Genomic DNA, 23,821 nt, shown 5'->3' with positions numbered 1-23,821 from the left:
CGATAGCAAGTCCATTTGAGTCGTCAAGCAAAACACCCTGAAAGTCTTTACCTAAAATGTCGGCTTGAAGGCTCTTGACATCCTCACCGCCGTAAACGGACGGTGATTCCCAAACCTCACGATTTAGGTTTCTGCTTCTTTCCCGAAGGATTTTTCGCACCTGCCTTAACAGATTTACTCTGTTCTGGTCATCAGGTTGCTCTACAGACTGACACCGCAAGCCCTGCGGCCAAAATATTTTTACTGGCGTTAATATCTCGGTCATGGTGCGTCCCACAGTCTGGACAATCCCATTCTCGAACATTTAACGGCATTTTCAAGGGCAATATACCCGCAATTACTACACCTTTTTGAGCTAGGAAACCATCTATCTATTCCGATGTAATTTCTCCCATACCAACGGCATTTATAGGCTAATTGTCGGGTTATTTCTCCCCAGCTTACATCAGATATTGCCTGAGATAATTTCGGGTTTTTGACCATATTCTTGACGGCTAAATTCTCAACCACAATCGTTTGGTTTTCACGAACTAATTGAGTGGTTAGCTTATGTAAATGGTCTTTTCTACTATCGGTGATTTGAGCGTGAATTCTGGCTACTTTGATTCTCGCTTTTTCCCGATTTTTTGAGCCTTTCTGTTTTCTAGAAAGATTTTTTTGCGCTTTTCGCAGTCTCCGATAATGCTTTTTAAAGTGCTTGGGATTAGATACTTTGTCACCATCGCTGGTAATCACAAGGCTACTAATTCCTAAGTCAATTCCAATGGCTTTATCTGTTACTGATAAAGGCTTAATTGTTAGGTCATCAAATCTAATTGAAATATGCCAACGTCCAGAAGGATGTAATCTGACTGTTACTGTGCTTGGTTCACAGCTTTCTGGTATTTGTCTTGACCATCGAATAGGTAAAGGTTCTGTGCATTTAGCTAAATAGATTTGTCTGTCTTTAAATTTAAAAGCAGATTTGGTAAATTCGGCACTTCCTCCCTGATGTTTTTTCTTAAAGTTAGGATACTTAGTACGACCAGCAAAGAAGTTAGTGAAAGCTGTTTGTAAATGTCTTAACCCTTGTTGTAAAGGTACACAGCTAACTTCGTTTAAAAAGTCTAATTCTTCTTGCTTTTTCCAATCGGTTAGCATTGAAGAAGTTTGAGCGTAGCCTACTCTTTCTTGCTTTTCGTACCAAGCTTGTGTTCTGAGATGGAGAGCTTTATTGTAAACTAATCTTACACAGCCCAAAGTGCGCTGCAATAGCGACTCTTGTTCGGGTGTGGGGTAAAATCGAAACGAATAGGCTTTTTCCATACCTCACATTTTAGCATATATTTCGTAAACGATGCTCATATTTAACAGTAAAGCCGTCGTAGAACGACGGGGTTTCAGACCCAAATTTTCGATGAAACCGAGACCCTTGAAGCCGACCAGCATATAACAGTGATGGAATTCAAGTCTGAATTCCATCACTATTTGATCTAACTTCACAGAATACCTCATTCGGGGTACGGCTCTCTTATTCTTTGTGTGGTCAGTTTAACTTACTATAGAAGCGATCAATCTTCGTGTCCTCTGTGTCTGGAGTGGTTCCTTCCACTCCCTCGCCAGCAGGACTATATCTTAGAATACATTTTACCCACCAAACCTAAGAGAGCCTCCTGCGTCTGGACTACTGATAAAATAATGGGTAATGGTTTCATCTGGGGGAATTCTCTCTAAAATTAACTTTTTGTCGGGTTGATTAAGGCACTCGATTTCTGCGGTAATTTCGAGGGACTACAGGAGAGTTCTTGGATAATTAATTTTTGAGAGTTCAAAAATGAGAAAAATAGGCATAAAATCTCTAAGTAGAGAATTTAGTTGATTAAAGCTCATTCTTGATTCTCCTGACGACCGAATACTGGCTACTTACTCCTCAACTAAGGGAAGATTTTTGATTTTTGCCAGAGGTCTATACTTAATAGAGCCGTAGATTAATAACATTGTCGTTAAAGTTATGGCCATAATTAGGGGAGCGATTTTGGCTAACCAGAAAGCCACGAAGATTATGCCGATTCCGTCAGCGAGTAAGATGGGTAAACGTGGCCTTATGCCATGGTCAATAATTTTTTCTGTGCTTGGCTGCAGTTGAATCTTGGCTAAACATTGAAACCAAATTTGACTGACTAAAACTATTAAAGCTCCCCATCCTATCGAGAGGGCAGCCACATAAAAGCCCGATAATTCTAAAACAATTGTACTAACTGTGACGATAAAAAAGCGATCGAGGCGAGGATCGCTGGTTTTTTGCTGAAATTGGGCAATTTCTGCCAAGTCCACCGCCGCCATGCGTGCCTGTTCCATACACATCCCCAGGATACCTAGGGCAAGAATAGCAGCGGATAGGTTTTCCGGTGAGAAGATTTGGGAGATTATGCCTAAACTAGCCGGAAAAAACAGTAAAAAAAGGATCGTTCGTCTCATCTATTCGAGGTGGGGTCGGATTAAGATAAGAAATGCTCTTGACTTGATCATTTCTGTAATGTCTTGTTTGCCTCCTTTTCAAAATGCTCTCCTTCTCACCCAAGCTTTAACCCATCGTTCCTATGTCAATGAACAGTCGGAATTGACGGAAAATAACGAGCGCCTAGAATTTTTAGGCGATGCGATTTTGGCTTTTTTGGTGGGCGAACTATTGTATCAAAAATATCCCGCCATGAACGAGGCCGAATTAACCCGTTTGCGGTCAAATTTGGTCAAAGAAGAACAATTAGCGCAATTAGGCATTGAAATCGGCCTGGGGGAGTTAATGCGTTTAGGCAAGGGAGCAATTAAAGATCGGGGGCGATCAAATCCTACCCTATTAGCGGACACTTTTGAAGCGATAATTGGGGCTTATTATCTAGATTCGGGGTTAAATGCGGTTAAAAACTATCTGCACGGGCTTTTTATCCCTGTTGCCTCTCATTTAGTCTCTCAACAATCGGAATCGCCATCTTTTATCGATGCCAAAAATCTCTTTCAACAGTGGGCGCTGGCCAATTTCGCCTCTAATCCAGAATATGCGATCATTGATGTTACTGGCCCCCCCCACGCTAGGGAATTTACTGCCGAAGTGCGGGTTAATAACCTTCTCTATGGTACAGGTAAAGGCAAACGGAAACAGGATGCCACCAAAGCGGCTGCCGAAGATGCCTTAAAGCGCTGTCAATGGCAATAATAAATAAGGCCAAACCTACTTATCTTAGGGGCCACCAATTAACTTTATCTCTGGTGGCACTGTAAACTTCTTTTAAACCCTCGGCATCCAGTACCCGAATTAAATCCCCCGTCGATTCTGAGGCAATTAATCCCACGTTTTGCAATCCTTTTAATACCTGTTCGACGGTGCGTTGATTGAGTTGACAAGCGCGAGCAATCACATCGACGGATAAATCAAAAGTATAGATATTTTCGGCATCTGGTTGACTGCCTAATTCTCTTTCTTGATAGATTAAAGCTCTCAGTAAAGTGGCTACAGCTTGGGGTGGATAGCTACTGCAATTAAGCAAATGATACTCGAATTTTTGCTGTAATTCAAATAAAAAACAGTACCGTTGACGAAAACTTTCGTTATCGTTGTAAATCTTTTCTAGCGCCGATAAGGGAATTTTCAGGACGTGGGTAGTTTTATAGGATTCCACCAAACAGGGAAAAGCGCGACTGGCTAAACCATAACTAAAGGGTAAACTCCTCATACCAAAACAGCCACCGGGGTAGGTAATGGCAATAATCCGGTCGAGGGGGGTGCTGCGGACGACGATTACACCCTCATTCAAAATCACATACAAAACATCTAGAAATTCATCGGGTAGAAAAGCCGTATAGACGGGACGATTGGAAAATAGCGTCTCTAACTTGAGATTGTCGGCATCGAGATACTGACTTAACCAAGCTTCCTCTAGTCCGCGAAAGAGAAAACTCTGGTTAATCAGTTGTTGTAGGAGGGTTGTTTTTTTGGCCTTGACGCTCTTGCCCATAGTCTCAAACCTAGATGTAGCACTGATTTTATCTTCTCACAGTTTCCCTTGTTATCGCCTTATTCCCAATTTGTTTTATAAATGTATTGAAATTTTATTTCCTGTGCTGTAGGATTAAAGCAGACCTGAAAACAGATACAACCTCAGAGTAAAGCTTAGGAGCGCCGCCGATGCAGTCATCCCAGTCTTGTTTATCCCTACTCATGGCAACTGTCCTGACGGGAGGAATGCTGGCATCTTGTACCTCATCCCCCACCAATAGCGGCAATGACAGCCAAAAACCCGTGACTGTGACACTTGTTTCCTATGCTGTCACCCAAAGTGCCTACGAAAAAATCATTCCCAAATTTGTCGAGGAATGGCAACAAAAAACGGGGCAAAAAGTCACTTTTGAACAGAGTTATGGCGGTTCCGGTTCCCAAACTCGTGCCGTTATCGATGGTTTAGAAGCGGATGTGGTAGCGTTGGCTTTAGCTTTGGATACCAAGAAAATTGAGCAAGCGGGATTAATTCAACCCGGTTGGGAAAAAGAAGCACCCAATGACTCTATTGTTCATAAATCTGTAGTGGCTTTTGTTCCTCGTGATGCCAATATTAAAATTAATCAATGGTCAGATTTAGCCAAGGATAATATTAAAGTTATTACTGCTAATCCCAAGACTTCTGGCGGAGCGCGCTGGAATTTTCTCGCTCTTTGGGGTTCGGTGACGCAAGCGGGAGGCAGTGAACAAGCAGCGCAAACTTTTGTCGAAAAAGTGTTTAAAAATGCGCCAGTTTTACCTAGAGATGCTCGCGAATCTAGTGATGTATTTTTTAAACAAGGCCAGGGAAATGTGCTGATTAATTACGAAAATGAGATGATTCTCGCTAACCAAAAAGGCGAGAAGTTGTCCTACACTGTTCCCACTGATTATAATATTTCTATTGATAATCCCGTGGCGGTTGTTGATGCCAATGTGGATAAAAAAGGTACGAGAAAAGTGGCCGAGGCTTTTGTGCAGTTTTTATTTACTCCCGCAGCCCAAAGAGAATTTGCTAAGGTGGGGTTTCGTCCCGTTGAACCGACGATAGTTAAAGAGTTTGAGAGTAAATTTCCTCAGATAAAAAATCTCTTTACCGTGCAGGATTTAGGCGGTTGGGATAAGGTACAAAAACAATTCTTTGAAGATGGAGCCTTGTTCGATAAAATTCTGACTAAAGCTGGTAAATCTTAAGGAGAAAAACCATGGATAATCAACCTCAATGGCAGACTATTAATCATCCCCAAAGTGATTTACATCTCGATCAATCGGGACTTGATCGCCCCACGTCCCGACGGATAAAAATTCGGGTTCCTAAACAATATATTAACGAGCCAATTATAGCACGTTTAGGGTCTTTTCCAGGTCTAAAAGTGAATATATTTTCCGCTTTGTTAGCTGCCAATAATAATCAAGATGGCTGGTTTGATCTACAACTACAAGGCAACTCCCAAGGGATAGAAAATGCCCTTTCCTATCTGGCAGATTTAGATGTAGAAGTTTGGTATGATTCAGCACAAGTTCTTGAAGAAGCGGACAATTGGTAATCTCTAATCGGCACCCCCCTTATCAAGGCAGACCCCCACCCCCCTTATCAAGGGGGGCAGGGGGGATCAAAGGCAAAATTTATCTTCTATTTAATTGGAACTACTTACTTAGCAATAATTAACAATGGCTAACCCACAATTATCTTTATCTCCCAGTCAACCCCTGAAAAAAGTTTCTATTCCTTGGGTAATTACCATTAGTTATCTAGTGGTTTTGTTGGTTTTACCAGCAGCGGCACTATTTGCTAAATCCCTAACTCTTGGTTTTGCCGAATTTTGGCGCATTGCCACTTTACCGATTTCTTTATCTGCTTACCAAGTCACTTTTTTTACTTCCTTAATTGCCGGATTAATTGACGGAGTTTTCGGCACTATTATCGCTTGGGTATTAGTGCGGTATCGATTCCCGGGTAAAAAAATTGTCGATGCTTGTGTAGATTTGCCCTTTGCTTTACCCACTTCTGTTGCTGGTTTAGTCCTCGCCACAGTTTACAGTGATAACGGTTGGCTCGGTCAATTTTTTGCCCCCTTTGGTATTAAGATATCCTTTACCATTTTAGGGGTTTTTGTGGCGATGTTATTTATCGCTTTACCCTTCATTGTCCGCACCCTACAGCCAGTTTTACAGGAAATGGAAAAAGAGGTAGAAGAAGCGGCTTTATCCCTCGGTGCTTCCTCTTGGCAAATCTTTTGGCGAGTGATTTTTCCCACAATACTACCCGCTATTTTAACAGGAGTTGCCCTCGGTTTTGCCAGAGCGATCGGCGAATATGGTTCTGTAGTTATTATCTCATCTAATATTCCCTTTAAGGATTTAATTGCCCCAGTTTTAATCTTCCAAAGACTAGAGGAATATGATTACACAGGGGCGACAGTAATCGGCATGGTTTTATTACTGGTTTCTTTGTTCATGTTAGTAGTAATTAATTTCCTGCAGCAATGGGGCCAAAAATACAGAGTTAAGTAAAGAGTAAAAAATATTGGAGTATGACTGGAGACAGATCAAAAATGCTGAGTCTAAAAAAATCAACTAAACCGAAAGAGTGGGATTACAAACCCCTACTAATTATCATCGCCCTTGTCTATCTGGCACTGTTATTATTTATTCCAGCAGCAGCAGTATTTTACTATGCTTTTCGCAATGGATTCCAAGCTTTTTTAGAAGCGGCGGGAACCTCTGACTTTATCGAAGCGGTAAGATTAACAGTAATTATTGCCCTAATTACTGTACCTTTAAACACAATTTTTGGACTTTGTGCAGCCTGGGTAATTGCTCGCAATCAATTTCGCGGCAAAACTTTATTAATTAGTTTAATTGACTTGCCTTTTGCCGTTTCTCCCGTGGTAGCGGGTTTAATGATTGTACTGCTCTATGGGCGCAATGGTTGGTTAGGTTCTTTTCTAGAACTTTTCAGTATAAAAATACTCTTTGCTTTACCCGGAATGGTATTAGCAACCATATTTGTTACTATGCCTTTTGTCGCTAGGGAAGTTATCCCAGTCTTAGAAGAAATTGGCTTAGAACAAGAGGAAGCGGGGCGCACTTTAGGGGCAAATGATTGGCAGATTTTCTGGCGCGTAACTTTACCCAATATTCGTTGGGGATTGATGTACGGAGTGCTGTTAACTAATGCCCGGGCGATGGGAGAATTTGGGGCAGTTTCTGTGGTTTCTGGCAGTATTTTAGGGAGAACTGCCACCCTGCCAATTTTCGTAGAACAGGCTTATAAAAATTATCTCACTCCCGCCGCTTTTAGTGCGGCGGCTATTCTCGCCTTACTAGCGGGAGTTACTTTAATTATCAAAGAAATTCTCGAACGTAAAACCGCCCACAAAATTCATACTACTTAACTACAAAAGACCTAAAAATATGAGTATTACCATCCACCAAGTTTCCAAACGTTTCGGCAATTTTCAAGCTTTAGATAATATCAGTTTAACCATTCCTGAAGGCAAATTAGTCGCCCTCCTCGGACCATCGGGATCGGGAAAATCCACCTTATTACGTTCAATTGCGGGATTAGAAACTCCCGACAGTGGCGCAATTATCATTAACGGACAAGATACCACCCATCTGGACCCTAGACGGAGAAATATCGGCTTTGTTTTTCAACATTATGCCCTATTTAAACATTTAACTGTCCGCCAAAATATTGCTTTTGGTCTAAAAATTCGCCAGCAAAAATCGCCGGTAATTAAGAAAAAAGTTGAGGAACTATTAGAATTAATTCAATTACAAGGATTAGGTGATCGCTATCCCGCCCAATTATCGGGAGGACAACGGCAAAGAGTAGCTTTAGCCCGCGCTTTAGCCATTCAACCGAATGTATTATTATTAGATGAACCCTTTGGGGCTTTAGATGCAAAAGTCAGAAAAGAATTAAGGGTATGGCTGAGAAATTTACACGAAGAAGTTCACGTTACCAGTGTTTTTGTTACCCACGATCAAGAGGAAGCAATGGAGGTGGCCGATACGATTGTCGTGATGAATCATGGTAAAATTGAACAGGTGGGTTCTCCCGCCGAAATTTACGATCATCCCGCTACACCTTTTGTGATGCAATTTATTGGGGAAGTGAATATTTTACCTAATCTAGCAGGATTAGGAAAAGGGTATCATCAGGGGGATAATTCCACCGTCTTTATCCGTCCCCACGACCTCAAAATCATTCCCGAACAAGATGGGTTGAATAGTTGGGCAGTGGTAAAAAGAGTTATTCATTTAGGCTGGGAAATACAAGTAGAATTAATGTTAGCCGATGGGGAAATGGTGGTGGCTTATCTCAATCGTGAGGAGTACAAGCAATTACAGTTACAACCAGAACAAACGGTACATTTAAAACCGAGAAAAGCGACCTTACTCACTGATTTTGACAATAAAATTGAGAAATTTATCGATTATTCAATTTAAAAACCTTAGTTGTGTTACAGCTTTTCTCATCAGGATAAAGTACAACCTAATTTGCTATTGATGATCGACTCCCCAAAAAAACTTCCTGTCTCACCATTAAGATAACTGCTATAATGTTTGACTAAGACAATTATTTTTAAGTAATAGCCAATTCAAAAATGAAACGCATCAACCTCAATAGTTAACAAAGAAAGGCTGATCAGGTACTGTCCGATCAATACAACAACAAATCAGATCCTTATCGTTCTTGGGAGAGGGGATTAAACGAGCAGATTAAGGGACTATTGAGACAATTTTTTGCCAAGGGTAACGAATTTGAAAATCCTTAAGCTAGAGCAGGTAGAAAGAGCCGTAAACTCTATTAACAATCGTCCTCGAAAATGTCTTAATTATCGTACCCCAAATCAGCTATTCTATGAAGGTAAATCGGACAGTGATGCAATTCAGACTTGAATTGGCTCATCATATTAATAATCCGCCAACAGTGAGTGCTTAAAAACGGATTTACTATCATAATGTGTTGTTTTCCTGATTGTCTGAAGATTGAACGCGAAAGGGAGGCGCAACATAATCGGAAGGTAAATAATTTTCGGGAATGGTTGTTGTATTTCCATCTCGTAGGGAGGTGTAACTGGGAGAAAGAATCTCAATCCCAGCTTCATTACACTTATCTTGAATATTTTGATGGAGTTCTGAATAAATGATTACCATTAAATTGGGTTGGTTAGTGTAAGCGTTCAATTGATAACTGATGTAAAAATTATCTAGGCTAGTTTGCAGGACAAAAGGTGCGGGTTCTTTGAGAATATGCTCGGTCTCTAGTGCAGCTTCAATTAAGGTTTTGTGGGCTTTTCGCCAGGGCAGATCGTACCCTAGGGTAATCGTTGTCTGAATAATTAGATTTCTGTTTAATTCCCGCGAGGAAATACTAAAGTTAATCACATTACTACTTAATAAAGATGAGTTAGGAATAGTAATGATTTTATTAGTGGGAGTACAAATGCGGATGACTAGGAAGTTTTTTTCAATTAGATCGCCAATTACATCTCCTATTTGAATGTGATCTCCGATGCGAAATGCCCGGGTATAAATAAGAATAATTCCCCCAATAACATTGGCGATCGCTGAAGTAGAACCAAGGGATAAAAGAAGACCAAGAAAAACAGAAACACCTCGGAAAGCAGGGGAATCAAAACCGGGCAAATAGGGAAAAGCAACTATTGCTGCTATGGCAATAATTATGACTAATAGGATATTGTAAGTCGGTTTAGCCCAATCAGTATAAAAACCAGGAATAACCAGATTTCCTCTTTCTATTGCTGTAAAAAAGGGCTTGATTAGCCCGATTAAGTAGTAGGTTATAAAAATGATTATGGCAATAACAAAGGCATTGGGAAGATATTTGCCAATGGACGACAAAACCAGTTCTAATGATTGAGAAAAATAGCCTAAAATACTCTCACCAAAAACTCTTGTCCAGGGAAATAAACGAAGTACAAATGTGGCATAATTAAATAATAATAAAAACAGAACAAAGAAGCGAATTATGCGAAGAACTCGCAACCAAAAAAAGCTTATATTAGAGGAAGATATGATCTCAACATTCCCGATTTGAATGCCTGGTGTCAAGGATTCAATCAAACGTCTAATAAAGGGAAATAGCTTCCCTGAAATTTTGATAACTGCAAAGCTAATAATCAGGAAGGCAAAGCTGGCTATAACCGTATAAATGATGTTCTTAAGTAGTTGTTCGGGTTTTCGATCTTGGCGATATTGAGCGATAGCAACCTGAATTTTTTGTAAAGCTTGTTGAGCTAAAACCTCCGGCGTTGAACGATAGGCTTTTGCATCTCGCTCCGTCACCGTTAGAATTACTTCTTGATCTACACTTAAATAAAGTGAGTTATCATCAGGAATCTGCTTAATTGTCAGGTTCTCAACAGGAATAGAATCATTTTGAGCAATTCTTTCAATTCTCTGGGTAATAGCGTTAGCTCTCTCCTCCGCCGAAAATGAAGAAACTCCCCGCCGGATAAAAAAGAGAGTTTTTCCATCTAACATAACTGGAAAGCCGTCAATTTTATTTTCCGGTTGTGTCGGATTTTGAGCTATTCCCAAAAGAGGAGAGGTGAGAGTCAGTAGTAAAACTACAACAAATATTACAAAAGTATGCCCAATTTTTTTCATCCATCCTCTAGCTTTAGATGCTGTAGTTGGCATTGAATATCTTTGATTAATATCGACAAACGGTACAAATTTCATAGGATTAAGTCAGATTTTTCTGGGTGTAGTCGGGTAAGGTTTAGGCATTAAGAAAAGCTAAAACGGCTCTTCTGGTTTCTGTGTGGAAACGAGGTCTATACTGATAGTTTCTTCGACAAAATAGTCCTAAAAGTGTTACCCGATAAGCATTTCACGATTCCATAAGCAAAAATTATCACACAAAGTCGAGAAGAGCCCTAAAACCAGTCGCAGAGTAATTGTCCCCGGCAACATGAATACAATCAGGGCGACAATTATTTGACAGAGCCAGCGAATTTGAGTATAGCGTGGTTTTCTAGAGGTTTTTTTGATCATAGATCAAAGCAGAATTATCCCTAACTATTCTCTCACAAAAATCCAGTGGGTAAATTAAGTGATCGCTGCTGGTAATTCCTGGCGACTGTACTAATACTAAATCCTGTTTAAAAGCCATAGGAGATTAGGGAGATGGGGGAGTGGGGAGATGGGGGAGCAAATGTCAGCAGAAAGTTAGCAAAATTATCTAGTCACACCAGTCAATAAAACGCCGTAGCAATTCTATCTATCCTAGTACAATTGCTCAGGAGCTACGATCAATTAACCTAGAAGAGTTAGCCAATAACCAAATTCAGGCGTTGACAAGTTTATGTCACTTTTCTCATCAACCCCTGGCAAAAGTCAAAAAGTAATCAATAATATAACGGTTTTCAGTCTCATAAGGTATAGTAAATCCCTTGATAGATAGGCGTTTCAGCGTTTCAATCGGGACTCCTTCTGTGAAAACCGCTATAATATGCAGGGGTTAATTATTGCTACTATGGCAAGAGTACCTCTCGTCTGGCTTCCACCAGAAGTCTGTTGGTAGCTTCGGGAATTGTCAAAACCGAGATGTAGTTACTCATTGGACGCCACAAAGGCCAAAATATGGAGTATCGTTTATGAGCCATTTATCCCTATCCGAACAGATTAACGCGGAACTTCTGGCAATCCTGATCGAAGAAGAAGTCACCTATCCCTGGGATGTAACCGCTGTTGAGAGTCATGATCCCTTAGACGTGACAGAAACGCCTTTTTCTCTGTGTGAAGGACTAGAAGCGACGGCGATCGAGGCACAAGCTCATAGATTCTTTAGCAGTTTACACCAAAAATTCCCGACAGTTTCCGTTTCATCCCGGTCTAATATCTTTGATAAATTTGCCTCTTTACTGCCAGCCGAACATTTAAATCGTCTAGTAGAAAGTGCTGAAAATCTAGTTAATAGTCAATTAGATAACTTCGATCGCCTTGTTGTTTGTCTTAGCGAGCTTTTTCCCCAATGGTCTCCAGAAGATTTACAGGTTTTTGCCCGTCCCTACGCCTATACTATGCGTAATGGCCAGAGCAAAACCACTATAGACACCGAAGATTGGCAAAGTCTTTCCGAAATTGAACAAATTCGCCGGAGTGCAGCCATCGCCAGCCAGATTTTTCGCCACTTGTCTTCTCCTGAATAGTCATCTGGTTATCAGCCGTACTGCATTGAAACTGCCTATTAGACCTCCATCTAAAGATTATAGTCATTTCAATTAGGATTGAGAATATCAATGCCAGAGTTCATAAGGGTTCAACCAGTCTAGACTGTATCAGAATTATCTGAAATGACTATATCTTAAGACTAAAAGTTTTTCTAGTTAAGGAATCTAAGCAAATAAAAATGATTTTAATTGTTTCATATTTTTTCAGTGAAATTGAATTAGCAACGATAGATACACATTTCAGCTTAGAACTACTCAGTTAGTACAAAAGCTAAAAGCAAGCTGTGATTGGGTTATAATTTTTGGAGATGTCTATTAGATATTTTAGTACAAATGCTCAAACTCTCTCTTACCGCTCCATCTCCCCCTTCTCCCGTCTCCCCTTACCGATTACTGTTTACCGATCACTAAAAAAACCCCTACTCCCAATTCGGAGATATTGCTAGGGAAAAACGAAAAGTGCTGCCTTTACCTAATTCACTTTCTACCTCCATTTGACTTTGGTGTAATTCCACTAAACGACGGGTAATCGCTAAACCAATACCACTACCCCCAGAATAACGGGAACGAGAACGATCGGCCCGCCAAAAGCGCTCGAAAATAAAGGGTAAATCCTCTGCTGCGATGCCGATTCCCGTGTCGATAACGGCAATTTGTAGGTGATTTTTGTCCCTTGTCACTTGCAGGGTAATTGCACCATGATCGGTGTAACGAATGGCATTACCGAGCAGATTAACTAAAATTTGTTCGAGGCGATCGGGATCGGCCATGACAGATGGTAAATTGGGGGGACAATCTAACTGTAAAGTCGGTCCATCTTCTAATAATTGATCGGCAAATTTTTCGATAAGAGAATTTAACAAAGTTAATAAATTAACAGGTTGCAGTTTAATCGAGAGATAACCAGATTCCGCTTGCGATAGCTCCTGTAGATCGTGGGTTAAACGTTCTAACCGGCGGGTTTCTTTCACTAATTTCTGATAAAGTTCTGGATTAGGTTCGATCGCACCATCGGCTAATTCCTCCAGATATCCCCGTACCACAGTTAAAGGGGTGCGTAATTCGTGGGTAAGATCACCGATTAATTCCTGGCGACGTTTTTCCACATCGGCTAAACTAATCGCCATCTGATTAAAACTGATGGCTAATTGATTTAATTCTGGGATTTCGCTTTCTGGAACTCGCGCCGATAAATCCCCTTCCGCAAAATTTTTAGTGATTTGTTTGATTTGTTTTACCGGTTTCATAATGCGTTGAGAAACCAAAAAACTCAGATAACCAGCTGCACTTCCTCCCGCAATAAATGACCAAATAGCACTACTATCCCAAGCCGTCTCAAAACCCCTAACCAAGAAAGTTCTTGCCGAGCGCACGGTAAAAAATCCCTGCCTTTCTAACTGTTCCAAACGCAAAACAAACATTCGGGGAGAAGATAATTTAGCAATGATAATAAAGCTACTCAATCCCACCACCATAACGAGGAGATGGGATAAAAATAATCTGGTTCCTAAGCTTAATTTTGGTGGCTGCATATTTGGTAAAAAACTCTATTTATCGTCAATATTATTAACATTGTTTATCATAAAGATGAAGTATAACAGGATTGGGCATCGACGACCGACTCCCGAAAACAAAAACTTTGTACCTCACCATTAAGATAACAGCCATATATCCGGCTACAGCATCATAAAGAACTCTATCGGGTTCTTCCTGTGGAAGAATCTCCCCTTAAGCCATGCTGTGAGGGGAGAATAGGTCAAAACCTAACTTTTTGCCGCTCTATGCTATGGTATCAAGATGCGCTACTCTGTTAGGAGATGATTTTGCTTGAGTCATCTGCTCAAAGTAGCGTCTGTTTTTTTTAACCCTTACCCCCAAAAGAGAATCTTTTCTGTATGCTAGAGGCTAATAATCAGGGAGAGAATCAAATATTTCTCTATGAAGTTGTTTTTTCCGGTTCTTCTGGCTCTTTGCCTCAACGCTTCTCCCGGACAGTCCTGCGAGTACCTAAAAGCCGCATGAGTCAAGAAACACAGCGCCTCCTGCGCCAAGGTGCCAGGATTCTCAGTATAAAGCCTCTTGACCCAGAAACTGTCTCCATTAAGCCTAGTTTACCACCTCAACCCTGGTGGATAGAGATCACCACCACCCAGCCGAAATGTCTCTATTATTTCGGTCCGTTTGAGAGTTTTTCTGAAGCTTTATCCCATCAATCCGGTTATATCGAAGACCTACAATCGGAATCTGCTGTGGGGATTAACAGCGAAATTAAACAATGTCAGCCCGAGGTTTTAACTCAAGAAGATTTTTAATATATGGTATCTAATTATACAGATTTTTAGGAATAGTTAGTCTCCTTTTGTTTTCGTTGAATAATGCCTTCACCTTCACAGAATTTACAGGGGACGGATTCATTCTCTGTCTCTAGATAGATTCTTCCTTTGCCTTGGCAGTGGGAACAGATAACTTTTTCTTCCCACCAATAATTCTCTAAAAAAGCCTCATCGGTAATATAGGTAAAATCTTCAAACATTGGCTTGTCCTCTTATTGTTCAGATAGCTTAATCTGGGTTCACCTTTCAAGCTGAGAAATTGAAAATCAGTTTTACCCCCATAGTAAAAAAGATCGGGTTCATTCTCTTGGAAACTTAAATTACTTCATATTTATTCATATTTATTAATATAATAATGAGTGTTCACTATCAATCTTTGCTAAAGCAGCACCCCCTAATTGTATCATAGCAGACATGGCAATTAACGACCAACTATACTTTAGACGTTCATAATCTGAGATTTATTCAACTTCTGAAATGGTAGAGTAAGCAAGGAATTCAGTTCTTTTTTATGTTTCAGATGGGCATCATTCAGACATTCATAAATAGCTGAAGAAAAGTCAGAAAAGTTTTCATAATATTTAGGGTTGGCTGAATAAATGTGAAATGTAGATAAGGTAAGGGTTTTGTGGCTTTTCTCGCCAAACAGGTGCAAGATTTTGAGAGAATCATGCTTCCAAACCTTGCGTTTTCATCGGCCCGCGTCCTGTAGGGGCGAAGCATTTGGGCATAACCTATCGGTGAAACCGGAGATTTCCTATCCGAATGCTTCGCCCCTACTTTTTGCCGCAAACCCTATTTAGTATTACAATCGATCGGATTTGGCGGATCTGAGTTTTTGTCCCTTTTGAGTTTCTCGATTTCTCGTTGATTGGCTTCCCGGTCAGCAGCCACCCATAATTCTGTATCTTCATCCCACTTGGCTTCCGTGTATATTGCCCTTTCCCAAAAGCAGGCCGATTTAATTTGTTCTGGATTAAGACCCACGGCTCCGTTGAGGTTGGCTCCGTTGAGGTTGGCTTCGTCGAGGTTGGCGATGAGCCAGCCTGTGGTGAGGATGCCTCGGTTGAGGTTGGCTCGGTTGAGGAGGTTGGCTCCGTTGAGGTAGGCTACCCAGAGTTTGGCTCCGTTGAGGTTGGCTCCGTTGAGGTTGGCTCCGTTGAGGTAGGCTACCCAGAGTTTGGCTCCGTTGAGGTTGGCTCCGTCGAGGTTGGCTCCCTTGAGGTCGGCTCCGTTGAGCTTGGCTCCCCTCAAATTTGTCCGACTTAAATCAAGAATTTTAATTTTATTAGGGTCAGTTGTTTCAGCCAAATTATCCCCAGCTTGGTCATTCTCAACTTTACGCCGGCCGATTACCGTTAAAGCGGCCTGAACTGGAATACTCACGGAAGGGAGCTTTTCTAGGGCCTTCTCTCTTTCCTCTGGCTCCAGTTGTTGAATATTCGAGGGAATGGGGGAATTTTTACGAATGTAGGAAGTCAGCACTTCCATAATTCTCCATTGATCCTTGGGAGAATCTTTGGCAATTCGCTCTAGGGAATAAATGCCGCCAATTACCACCTCCTCTTTAGGATTACCGATTTGCTCGACAGCTTTCGAGAAGCGCTCGGTAATAAGACGTTCCTGAGTCAGTTGCCTTTCCGCTTGAGAATTGAGATAATTGACAAAAAGCCCGATTCCTGCGAAAAGGGTAGCAATTAATCCCAGGGCAGAAATAATCGTTTTGACCACATCAATGGCAAAGGTGCGGCTGTCTTTGTCTTCACGGGCAAAAAGCCCCGGTATTTGCTGAAATAGCCAGAAGGGAAAGATTAGCAGTTTCCAAGCAACTCTGACAAGAGACTGGAGCGATAGCAACAATCTTTTAATTAGCCTTTTTCCCCCGCGATAGGGCATCTTTAGATTCCAAGCAAAAATCGCTCTGGGATGTTGGCTCAAATATTCTTTCGCTTGCTGCCAGTCATCTATCTCATTGCCTTCTTTACCCGATGCCAGCCGTTTTTGATAAAACTCGTGAGCCTTGATCTGGTGCAATTCTAAAGGAATTCGTGGTGATTTTCTCGGAACCATGCAGCGTTTTCCCCGCCAATAGATGGATTTTGCCAAGGGACTGAGGGACTAACAAAACTGTTTTCGAGGTTGGTTGAAATTCAGTAAAATCCAACCATTAAAGTTTATCTGTTAATCGGGTAATCGGCTCTCTCGGATGCTGTGTAATCAACAGGATCGATCATCGAGATTGTCGGTATAGACTAGAGCCTAACGTCAACCTTTGATCAAGCTGTTGGGATACAATCCAGCAAGGACAAGAGAGCCTGTTTAGAGAATCGATCGCTTTAAGTGGTGTACTCGGCGTTAATTTTGACGTAATCGTAACTAAGATCGCAACCCCAGGCCGTACCTGTTCCCGAACCGTTACCGATACAGATAGACATTAAAACGGTATCTTCTCGTAAATAATCCCCGCTTGCTGCCGCTTTCAGGTAATTACTGGCACTAGCTCGATCGAACGCCAGAGGTTGACCATTTTCCATCATCACGAAGTCGCCTAACTTGATTTGTAGGTCTTCTTGATGGAAGACAACCCCGGCCCGGCCCGCGGCCGCCGCAATTCGTCCCCAGTTGGGATCCCGACCGAAAACCGCCGATTTTACTAAGGAAGAACCGGCAATGGTGCGAGCAATCTGACGAGCGGACTGATCATCGGCCGCCCCCGAAACCCGCACTTCTATTAAACAGGTGGCTCCTTCCCCATCCCGGGCGATCGCTTTGGCCAGGTATTGACAAACTTCCGTTAACATGGCCTCTAACTTTTGGGCATCCCGGCCCATTTCTGTGATCGCCGTGGTGCGCGATTGACCATTAGCCAAGGCGATCAGACTGTCATTGGTACTGGTGTCCCCATCCACCGTAATCTGATTAAAACTTTTATTAGCCGCCCGACTTAACATATTTTGCCAGAGAACCGTCGATACTGCGGCATCACAGGTAATAAAGGAGAGCATCGTCGCCATATTCGGGTGAATCATCCCCGATCCCTTGGCAATTCCCCCAATTGTGACCGGACGACCATCGATGGTGGTTTGCAAGGCGATCGATTTGGGGACTAGATCCGTGGTCATAATCGCCTGGGCCGTGCTTTCGCCGCCATTTTCCGACAATAAACCTGCTAAGGTCGGTAAAGCGGCGGTTAACGCATCCATGCGAATCCGTTGCCCGATCACTCCCGTAGAAGCCAGCAAAATTGCATCGGCGGGAATCCCTAAAACTTGGCTCAAGGCGGCGGCACTATCGAGAGCGTCTTGCCATCCAGCTTCCCCCGTGGCGGCGTTTGCTTGGCCGGCATTACACAAAATCGCCCTGGCGCTGGCTTTAGTTTGTAGGCGTTGACGGCAATAATCGACGCAAGCGGCCCGCACTTGACTGGTGGTAAAGACTCCGGCGGCGATCGCTTCTGTTTCCGAGACAATTAGGGCTAAATCGGGCAAACCGGACGGTTTTAGCCCCGCAGCCATCCCTGCGGATTTAAATCCTTTTGGGGCCGTGATCCCCCCCTCTATTTCCTGCCAATCGGCCATTTTCTCCCGTCTCCTACTCAAATTCGACACTCGATTATAGCAAGTAAAAAGCCAAAAATTAGCAAAGGGTTTGACCGTTTCGGGTTGGGAAGTGGGGAAAAAAGGCCGACGGCTGATAATTCCTGGCTGCAAATTAGCCTAAAATACGATTAATTGGCCAGAATTTTGGAGAGATAGTTTATGGAACGCGGGTTATTGTGGACACCTTTATTAATTCTATTTATTTGGTTGGCTTGGAGTGGTTGGAATGAATACCAAAAAGTGGAAATCTATCGACAATGGGCGGAAAACTTCGAGCGAGCTAAGTATGATATATATTCTGTCTTAGGTCAAAAAGATAAAATTATCACTTGGGGAAAACCAACTCGTAAGGGAGTGATCAATTTACAAACTTTTTCCCTAGAGGAGGTCAAAGAAATCCGTCTGCTAGTTAATAATCAAGTGGTGGATTTAGATGCTCTTCCCCCGCAGGGTTCCCCTTTTCTAGAATTTATTTTTAAGGAGCGATCGCCTGAAAAAATTCCCTTTACTGAAGTTGAATTGGCTAGTCGGTGGGCGAAATTTTTACAACAACAAATCTTAATTTAATGGCGAGAATTTCTAGCGCAATCTTCCTGATCGCAGGATACCGACAACTAACCATAAACCGATAAAACTAGCTGTAGCAAATAATACGGTACTAATAATAGTTAATTGCCGAGATTGGGTGCTGGCTGTGACAATGGCGGCCCCGATAATTAAGGAACCAATAATCACACTAAAAGCTAGTCGATTGGCGGAATTATCTAAACTGCGACGGAGATTATCTAAGTCGCGAATTTTCAGATTAACATTTAAAGTTTCCGAGGTTAAACCATCTAGTAAAACTTCAATTTGACGGGGATATTTCAGGGAAAAAGATTTCAAGTCTAAAACTGTTCTTAGGGCAGTTTGTAGGGGAGTGCTACCGATTAACTGTTGTTCAAGAATATTAGTTAATAGCGGTTTAACTTCTTCCAGGATATTAATATCAGGATTAAATTTTCGGGCAGTTCCTTCTAGATTAGCGAGACTTTTGGCAAATAAACCTAAATTACCCGGAAGTTTAATTCTATTGCGACGGGCAATTTGCAAAAGTTCATAAACCACCTCACTAAAGTTAATTTGATTTAAATTGAGGTTATAATATTTTCGCAACATCCGCTCATAATCCACCTCTAATTGTACTAAAGTAATCGGAACTACTGACTCGGACAGTTTAATAGTTAGTTGACTGCATCTTTTCGCATCTAAGTCAACAATTGCTAATAACAATTCTGTTAAAATTTGTTGAGTTTGCGGGTCTAATCTGCCCACCATACCACAGTCAATTAAAGCCACTCTACCATCGTCAAGATAGAAAATATTACCCGGGTGAGGATCGGCATGAAAGAAGCCATCAATATAAATTTGTTGAAAAAATGACCGAAACAAAATTCTAGTTATTTCACTTTTTCTTTGGGAAATTGCTTGCTCAGTTGGCGGTCTAGAAACATCAGCCTCTAAAATTTGTTTTCCTTCTAACCATTCTAACACTAATAGCTTGGAATTAGTTAAGTGCCAATAAATTTTAGGAATAACTAACTGTTTGGGTTCTGACCACCGACTCTGGGTTAAATTATAGCGTAATTGGTCAGTATAATGACCTTCTTGGGTGAAATCTAATTCCGCATTAACTGCTTTAATAAACTCCTCTGCTAAGTCAACAACGTCATAACTTTGACCAAATTCTGTGAGGGCAACTAAATCAGCAATTCCCTTAATTAAGGCACTATCTTGGGCGACAATTTTTTCGATCCCCGGACGCAAGACTTTAATCGCTACTTCCTCCCCAGATAATAAAGTTGCCCGATGAATTTGCCCGATCGATCCTGCGGCGATCGGTTGGGTATTAATATACTTAAATACCTGTTCGATCGGTTTTGCTAACTGTTCGGTGATGACTATTTCTATATCTGTCCAAGCAACGGGAGGAACTTGCGCTTGTAGGGCAGTTAAAGCCTCGATATAATTAGCGGGTAGCAGATCGGGACGGGTACTAAGTAACTGTCCCAATTTGACATAAAAAGGACCCAATTCCACAAGGATTTTTTTGAGAACTTCTGGGGTGGGAATCTGGGGATTTTCTGTTTTTCCTAGGGTTAAAACCCCGCGCATATAGTCCCAACCGTTGCCGAGAACTATCTCAAGGATTTCTTTTTGTCTTTGACTGGTTTGGGGGAGTGAGAACACGGTATTATCAGTTATCAGTGATCAGTTATCAGTTATCAGTGGGTAAGTTACCAGTGATCAGATTTGAGTTTTAAGTGAGCAGTATTAAGTAGGTAGGCGTTAAAAATTATCAAATACCCCCCTTATCAAGGGGGGACTAAGGGGGGATGGACACCCCCCTTATCAAGGGGGGCAGGGGGGATCAGAGACAAAATCTATCTTCAATTTAATTATAACTACTTACTTAAATAGAGGTTTCCTACTGTCTTTTCACTGATTACTGTTTACTGATCACTGATTACTGAAAAAGCTGGTAACTAATATCGATCCTATAACAATTTCTCCAATTTGGGATCGGTTTGTAAGTGCTTGAGAACTTGTTTAATATCTTGGGTACGATCTTTGTGGACAACGAGAGTCGCTTTACCGTCGCGAACAATTACCAGATCTTTTAAACCAATAGTAACGATCACTTCTTCCTCATCACTAGCATAGATAATAGCCCCCTCCGTATCCAAACCGACATGATTGGCCAGTTCAATATTTTTGCCCTTTGCTTCCAGTAATCTTTCCAGAGCATTCCAATCTCCCAGATCATCCCAACCGAAATTAGCGGGTAAAACGTAAGCGAGTTGGGTTTTTTCCATCAAAGCATAATCGATACTTTTTTTCTCTAAATCCTCATAGGCAGCGATGCCCCGATCGCTCAGAGGTTGTAAAATATTATTAGCGTGGGTTTTTAGCTCCTCTAAAACCACTTGTCCCTGAAAGATAAACATTCCGCTATTCCAGCTAAAAAGTCCCGTTTCTAGGAATTTTTCAGCCGTGGTGCGATCGGGTTTTTCCGTAAAACGACTCACTTTATAGACGGGTAAACCATTAAATTCGCCTTGATTTTCTCCCTGTTCGATATAACCGTAACCGGTGGAGGGATAATCGGGTTTAATTCCTAAAGTAACGATCGCTTTTTGGCTGACGGCCACTTCTACGGCCGCTTTTAAAGTGTTAATATAAGCCTCTTGATTACCAATATAATGATCGGCAGGAAAAAAACCGATCGCCACTTCTTTACCATAACGTTTTATCACTTCTAAAGTAGCCCAAGTCACAGCCGGGGCCGTATCCTTGCCCACCGGTTCCACTAATAGGTTACTCTCCGGTAAATCGGGCAGTTGTTCGCGGACACCATCAGCGATCGCACTAGCGGTAATTACCCAGAGATTTTCCCAACCTGCCCCTAAAGATAATAGACGATCGGCCGTTGCTTGTAAAAGACTGCGACCACTACCATCAAGACAGAGAAACTGTTTCGGACGCGCTAGACGACTGAGAGGCCAAAAACGTTCCCCTTTACCCCCGGCGAGAATGACTGGAACAAGCGACTGATTCATAAAAAATTGACACTTATCGGTTAAGCTGAACCGATTGTATCAGACGGCAGCGAGCGGTGAGCATTTTCCTGACTCAAAGCTAAAAAGCGGGCAAATAACCCGCTTTCTAGCAAAAATAACCGAAATATTGCGATTAGAAATTCATTTCGGCCGCTTGTACTGTTTCCACTTGTTTTTTCTTAATAACTAAGAGGATTTGGCATAACATAATGCCACCGAGGAATAAAACTAATCCTTTGATCCGGCCGGGATTTTGTAGGACAACTTCCGTCTCTTTTTGACCAAAACCGCCAACATTGGGGTTACTGGTTAAAAATTGTCCCACTTCGATCACTTGACCTTCCGAGACGATTAACTCAGGACCTGCGGGAATATTTTCCACCACGGGGCCAGCTTGGGAAGTGATGGTGACTTCATAACCACCGGCTTCGGTTTTGCTGATCTGGCTAATTGTACCTGCGGTAGAAGCTTTGAAAGCGTTATTATTGCTGGGTTCACCGGTGGGGTACACTTGACCGCGACCACGATTGGCCCCTAAATGCACAGCATATTTACCGAAGTGAATACCTTTATTTTGGCTAGGATCGGGGGCCAGGACGGGGAAAACGATTTCTTTGTATTGATCACCGGGTAAGGGGCCGACGATAACCACGTTATCTTGACCTTCTTTGTAGGATTGGAAATAGACTCCACCGAGTTTTTCCTGCATTTCTTCGGGAATGCGATCGGGGGGCGCGATTTTAAAACCATCCGGTAGCATTAAGACTGCACCGACGTTTAAACCCCCCTTGGATCCGTCTCCTAACACCTGTTGACTGGCGGGATCGTAGGGGATTTTTACTACTGCTTCAAAGACGCTATCGGGTAATACCGAGTGGGGGATTTCAATTTCGGCGGGTTTTTGGGCTAAATGGCAGTTCGCGCAGACAATCCGACCTGTTGCTTCTCTGGGGGTTTCCGGGGCGGTTTGTTGCGCCCAAAAAGGATATGCTTGGGCAGATTGGGGGTTAATGACATCGCTGGTTAGGAGTAGGGAAACGGTAGCGATCGCCACGAGGACAGCTTTCACTAGGGCCTGTCTGTGGACTTGCGGGAAGCTTAAAAAGTTGAATGTTCTCATCTCTATAGGTCGAATAATTCCAAATCTCGTCACATTGAATAATCTAGGACCACCAGGGTTCTTCGCCGGTGCGGAAGTCGGTTTCCGTCCAAGTGGAGAAGACGACTTTATCATTATCGGTGACGTTGGCATGGGCGAGGGCTAAGGATAGAGGCGCTGGACCGCGAACTACTTTTCCTTCGGCATTGTACTGGGAACCGTGGCAAGGACACATGAATTTTTCTTCGCTGGCATTCCAAGGCACCACACAACCTAAGTGGGTACAGACGGCGTTAATTCCGTAGTTGGCCAGGGTTTTGTCCTCTTGGACGACTAAATAGGTGGGGTCGCCTTTTAAGCCTTGGGCTAAGGTGCGATCGCCAGCGTTATGGGTGGTCAGAAATTGACTGACAATCACATCATTGCCTAGGGCATCTTTTGCGGTGACACCGCCACCCGTACCACCGGCCGAGGGGGGAATAAAATACTTAACAATCGGATACAAAGCCCCCGCTGCTACTCCGGTAATTGTACCAAAGGTCAACAGGTTCATAAATTGACGACGACCCAAATCGGGAACATCTGTACCGGAAACTTGACTCATTGCTCCTTATCTCCAAATGTAAATTTTTGTAAACTAATTCTCATCTAAGGGCGATTTTGTGCATCTCGATCAAGACGAAAACCCAGAGCTTAAAGAAGGTTTACAAGGGCTTTATTAGATTATTACAGATATTGAGTCACGGACAATTGCCACAGCCATCAGTTAATCTTTGCCCTCACTTCCCCAATTGTCTCAATGTCGGAACTGTGGTAAGAGATTGAAGATTGCTGCTTTGTGGGAGTTGGGAGAATGGGAACGGCAAAGCTGCCCCAAATGCGATCGCCATTAACGGTCATCAAAGAAATGACCATAACAACCTAGTCAAAATACTTTTCTAATTCTGCCTGAGTATGATACATTTG

General features: G+C 42.2%; 22 protein-coding genes and 3 pseudogenes. 10 read left to right on the top strand and 15 right to left on the bottom strand.

What is annotated here, in order from left to right; genetic code table 11:
- Positions 1 to 116 precede the first annotated feature (116 nt).
- The 3 genes and pseudogenes from H6G40_RS06420 to H6G40_RS06410 all read right to left on the bottom strand — a co-directional run bounded on the left by H6G40_RS06420 (position 117) and on the right by H6G40_RS06410 (position 2,457).
- Positions 117 to 1,305 (bottom strand): annotated as a pseudogene (locus H6G40_RS06420) (RNA-guided endonuclease InsQ/TnpB family protein).
- Positions 1,306 to 1,308: 3 nt separating this feature from the next.
- Positions 1,309 to 1,461, bottom strand: a complete 153-nt coding sequence (locus H6G40_RS06415) for a hypothetical protein (RefSeq protein ID WP_176721622.1) — start codon at positions 1,459 to 1,461, stop codon at positions 1,309 to 1,311.
- 441 nt (positions 1,462 to 1,902) lie between these two features.
- Positions 1,903 to 2,457 (bottom strand): hypothetical protein, encoded by a 555-nt coding sequence (locus tag H6G40_RS06410; protein ID WP_069473960.1) that lies wholly within the window; start codon positions 2,455 to 2,457, stop codon positions 1,903 to 1,905.
- A gap of 58 nt (positions 2,458 to 2,515) precedes the next feature.
- On the opposite strand from H6G40_RS06410, the gene rnc reads away from it, so the two are divergent.
- Complete coding sequence (rnc, locus tag H6G40_RS06405; protein ID WP_002736100.1) at positions 2,516 to 3,193, top strand: ribonuclease III; 678 nt, start codon at positions 2,516 to 2,518, stop codon at positions 3,191 to 3,193.
- A 19-nt stretch (positions 3,194 to 3,212) separates the two neighbouring features.
- Here the strand turns inward: rnc and H6G40_RS06400 are convergent, their stop codons facing one another.
- The gene (locus tag H6G40_RS06400) at positions 3,213 to 3,992 is read right to left on the bottom strand and encodes a Crp/Fnr family transcriptional regulator (protein ID WP_002794831.1); all 780 of its coding nucleotides are present in this window, start codon (positions 3,990 to 3,992) and stop codon (positions 3,213 to 3,215) included.
- 170 nt (positions 3,993 to 4,162) lie between these two features.
- Between H6G40_RS06400 and H6G40_RS06395 the strand changes: the two genes are divergently transcribed.
- The 6 genes and pseudogenes from H6G40_RS06395 to H6G40_RS06370 form a co-directional block, all read left to right on the top strand.
- Positions 4,163 to 5,206, top strand: a complete 1,044-nt coding sequence (locus H6G40_RS06395; protein WP_069473959.1) for a sulfate ABC transporter substrate-binding protein — start codon at positions 4,163 to 4,165, stop codon at positions 5,204 to 5,206.
- 11 nt (positions 5,207 to 5,217) lie between these two features.
- Positions 5,218 to 5,559, top strand: coding sequence for an NIL domain-containing protein (locus tag H6G40_RS06390; RefSeq protein WP_002802587.1), 342 nt, complete (start codon positions 5,218 to 5,220; stop codon positions 5,557 to 5,559).
- 124 nt (positions 5,560 to 5,683) lie between these two features.
- Entirely contained in the window at positions 5,684 to 6,526 is an 843-nt protein-coding gene (gene cysT, locus H6G40_RS06385) for a sulfate ABC transporter permease subunit CysT (protein ID WP_004159580.1), read from the top strand.
- 41 nt (positions 6,527 to 6,567) lie between these two features.
- Positions 6,568 to 7,410, top strand: a complete 843-nt coding sequence (cysW, locus tag H6G40_RS06380) for a sulfate ABC transporter permease subunit CysW (protein ID WP_046661095.1) — start codon at positions 6,568 to 6,570, stop codon at positions 7,408 to 7,410.
- Positions 7,411 to 7,429: 19 nt separating this feature from the next.
- Positions 7,430 to 8,470 (top strand): sulfate/molybdate ABC transporter ATP-binding protein, encoded by a 1,041-nt coding sequence (locus H6G40_RS06375; RefSeq protein ID WP_069473958.1) that lies wholly within the window; start codon positions 7,430 to 7,432, stop codon positions 8,468 to 8,470.
- A gap of 236 nt (positions 8,471 to 8,706) precedes the next feature.
- Positions 8,707 to 8,923 (top strand): annotated as a pseudogene (locus H6G40_RS06370) (transposase); the annotation flags it as partial.
- A gap of 57 nt (positions 8,924 to 8,980) precedes the next feature.
- Here H6G40_RS06370 and H6G40_RS06365 read toward each other — a convergent pair.
- The gene (locus tag H6G40_RS06365; protein ID WP_176721621.1) at positions 8,981 to 10,732 is read right to left on the bottom strand and encodes a mechanosensitive ion channel family protein; all 1,752 of its coding nucleotides are present in this window, start codon (positions 10,730 to 10,732) and stop codon (positions 8,981 to 8,983) included.
- A gap of 917 nt (positions 10,733 to 11,649) precedes the next feature.
- On the opposite strand from H6G40_RS06365, the gene H6G40_RS06360 reads away from it, so the two are divergent.
- Entirely contained in the window at positions 11,650 to 12,204 is a 555-nt protein-coding gene (locus H6G40_RS06360; protein WP_069473957.1) for a hypothetical protein, read from the top strand.
- A gap of 440 nt (positions 12,205 to 12,644) precedes the next feature.
- Here H6G40_RS06360 and H6G40_RS06355 read toward each other — a convergent pair whose 3' ends face one another.
- A complete protein-coding gene (locus tag H6G40_RS06355; protein ID WP_002736308.1) occupies positions 12,645 to 13,757 on the bottom strand; it encodes a sensor histidine kinase in 1,113 nt (370 codons plus the stop codon).
- Positions 13,758 to 14,120: 363 nt separating this feature from the next.
- Here H6G40_RS06355 and H6G40_RS06350 point away from each other — a divergent pair, with 363 nt between their 5' ends.
- Positions 14,121 to 14,537: a DUF1816 domain-containing protein gene (locus H6G40_RS06350; protein ID WP_002737782.1), complete on the top strand. Its 417-nt coding sequence runs from the start codon at positions 14,121 to 14,123 to the stop codon at positions 14,535 to 14,537.
- A gap of 26 nt (positions 14,538 to 14,563) precedes the next feature.
- Here the strand turns inward: H6G40_RS06350 and H6G40_RS06345 are convergent, their stop codons facing one another.
- From H6G40_RS06345 to argJ, 4 genes and pseudogenes are all read right to left on the bottom strand, one after another.
- A complete protein-coding gene (locus H6G40_RS06345; protein WP_002737105.1) occupies positions 14,564 to 14,758 on the bottom strand; it encodes a hypothetical protein in 195 nt (64 codons plus the stop codon).
- 239 nt (positions 14,759 to 14,997) lie between these two features.
- Positions 14,998 to 15,141 (bottom strand): annotated as a pseudogene (locus tag H6G40_RS06340) (IS630 family transposase); the annotation flags it as partial.
- 212 nt (positions 15,142 to 15,353) lie between these two features.
- Positions 15,354 to 16,628 carry a pentapeptide repeat-containing protein gene (locus H6G40_RS06335; RefSeq protein WP_190537428.1) on the bottom strand — a complete coding sequence of 425 codons (1,275 nt, stop codon included), beginning with the start codon at positions 16,626 to 16,628 and terminating at the stop codon, positions 15,354 to 15,356.
- Positions 16,629 to 16,894: 266 nt separating this feature from the next.
- Positions 16,895 to 18,136: a bifunctional ornithine acetyltransferase/N-acetylglutamate synthase gene (gene argJ, locus H6G40_RS06330; protein ID WP_069473901.1), complete on the bottom strand. Its 1,242-nt coding sequence runs from the start codon at positions 18,134 to 18,136 to the stop codon at positions 16,895 to 16,897.
- 180 nt (positions 18,137 to 18,316) lie between these two features.
- Between argJ and H6G40_RS06325 the strand changes: the two genes are divergently transcribed.
- Positions 18,317 to 18,724 carry a hypothetical protein gene (locus H6G40_RS06325; protein WP_002781465.1) on the top strand — a complete coding sequence of 136 codons (408 nt, stop codon included), beginning with the start codon at positions 18,317 to 18,319 and terminating at the stop codon, positions 18,722 to 18,724.
- A 12-nt stretch (positions 18,725 to 18,736) separates the two neighbouring features.
- Here the strand turns inward: H6G40_RS06325 and H6G40_RS06320 are convergent, their stop codons facing one another.
- From H6G40_RS06320 to H6G40_RS06300, 5 genes are all read right to left on the bottom strand, one after another.
- Positions 18,737 to 20,386 (bottom strand): ABC1 kinase family protein, encoded by a 1,650-nt coding sequence (locus tag H6G40_RS06320; protein WP_069473902.1) that lies wholly within the window; start codon positions 20,384 to 20,386, stop codon positions 18,737 to 18,739.
- A gap of 308 nt (positions 20,387 to 20,694) precedes the next feature.
- The gene (locus H6G40_RS06315; protein WP_069473903.1) at positions 20,695 to 21,756 is read right to left on the bottom strand and encodes a mannose-1-phosphate guanylyltransferase; all 1,062 of its coding nucleotides are present in this window, start codon (positions 21,754 to 21,756) and stop codon (positions 20,695 to 20,697) included.
- 133 nt (positions 21,757 to 21,889) lie between these two features.
- Positions 21,890 to 22,876 (bottom strand): cytochrome f, encoded by a 987-nt coding sequence (petA, locus tag H6G40_RS06310; RefSeq protein WP_069473904.1) that lies wholly within the window; start codon positions 22,874 to 22,876, stop codon positions 21,890 to 21,892.
- Positions 22,877 to 22,919: 43 nt separating this feature from the next.
- On the bottom strand, positions 22,920 to 23,459 hold the full coding sequence (gene petC / locus H6G40_RS06305; protein ID WP_016515068.1) for a cytochrome b6-f complex iron-sulfur subunit: 540 nt from the start codon (positions 23,457 to 23,459) through the stop codon (positions 22,920 to 22,922).
- Between the two features lie 158 nt (positions 23,460 to 23,617).
- Positions 23,618 to 23,770, bottom strand: coding sequence for a hypothetical protein (locus tag H6G40_RS06300; protein WP_170863890.1), 153 nt, complete (start codon positions 23,768 to 23,770; stop codon positions 23,618 to 23,620).
- Between the last annotated feature and the right edge of the window lie 51 nt (positions 23,771 to 23,821).

Source organism: Microcystis viridis FACHB-1342, from assembly GCF_014698335.1.
GTDB lineage: Bacteria > Cyanobacteriota > Cyanobacteriia > Cyanobacteriales > Microcystaceae > Microcystis > Microcystis ichthyoblabe_A.
This window is presented reverse-complemented; position numbering and strand designations above follow the sequence as displayed.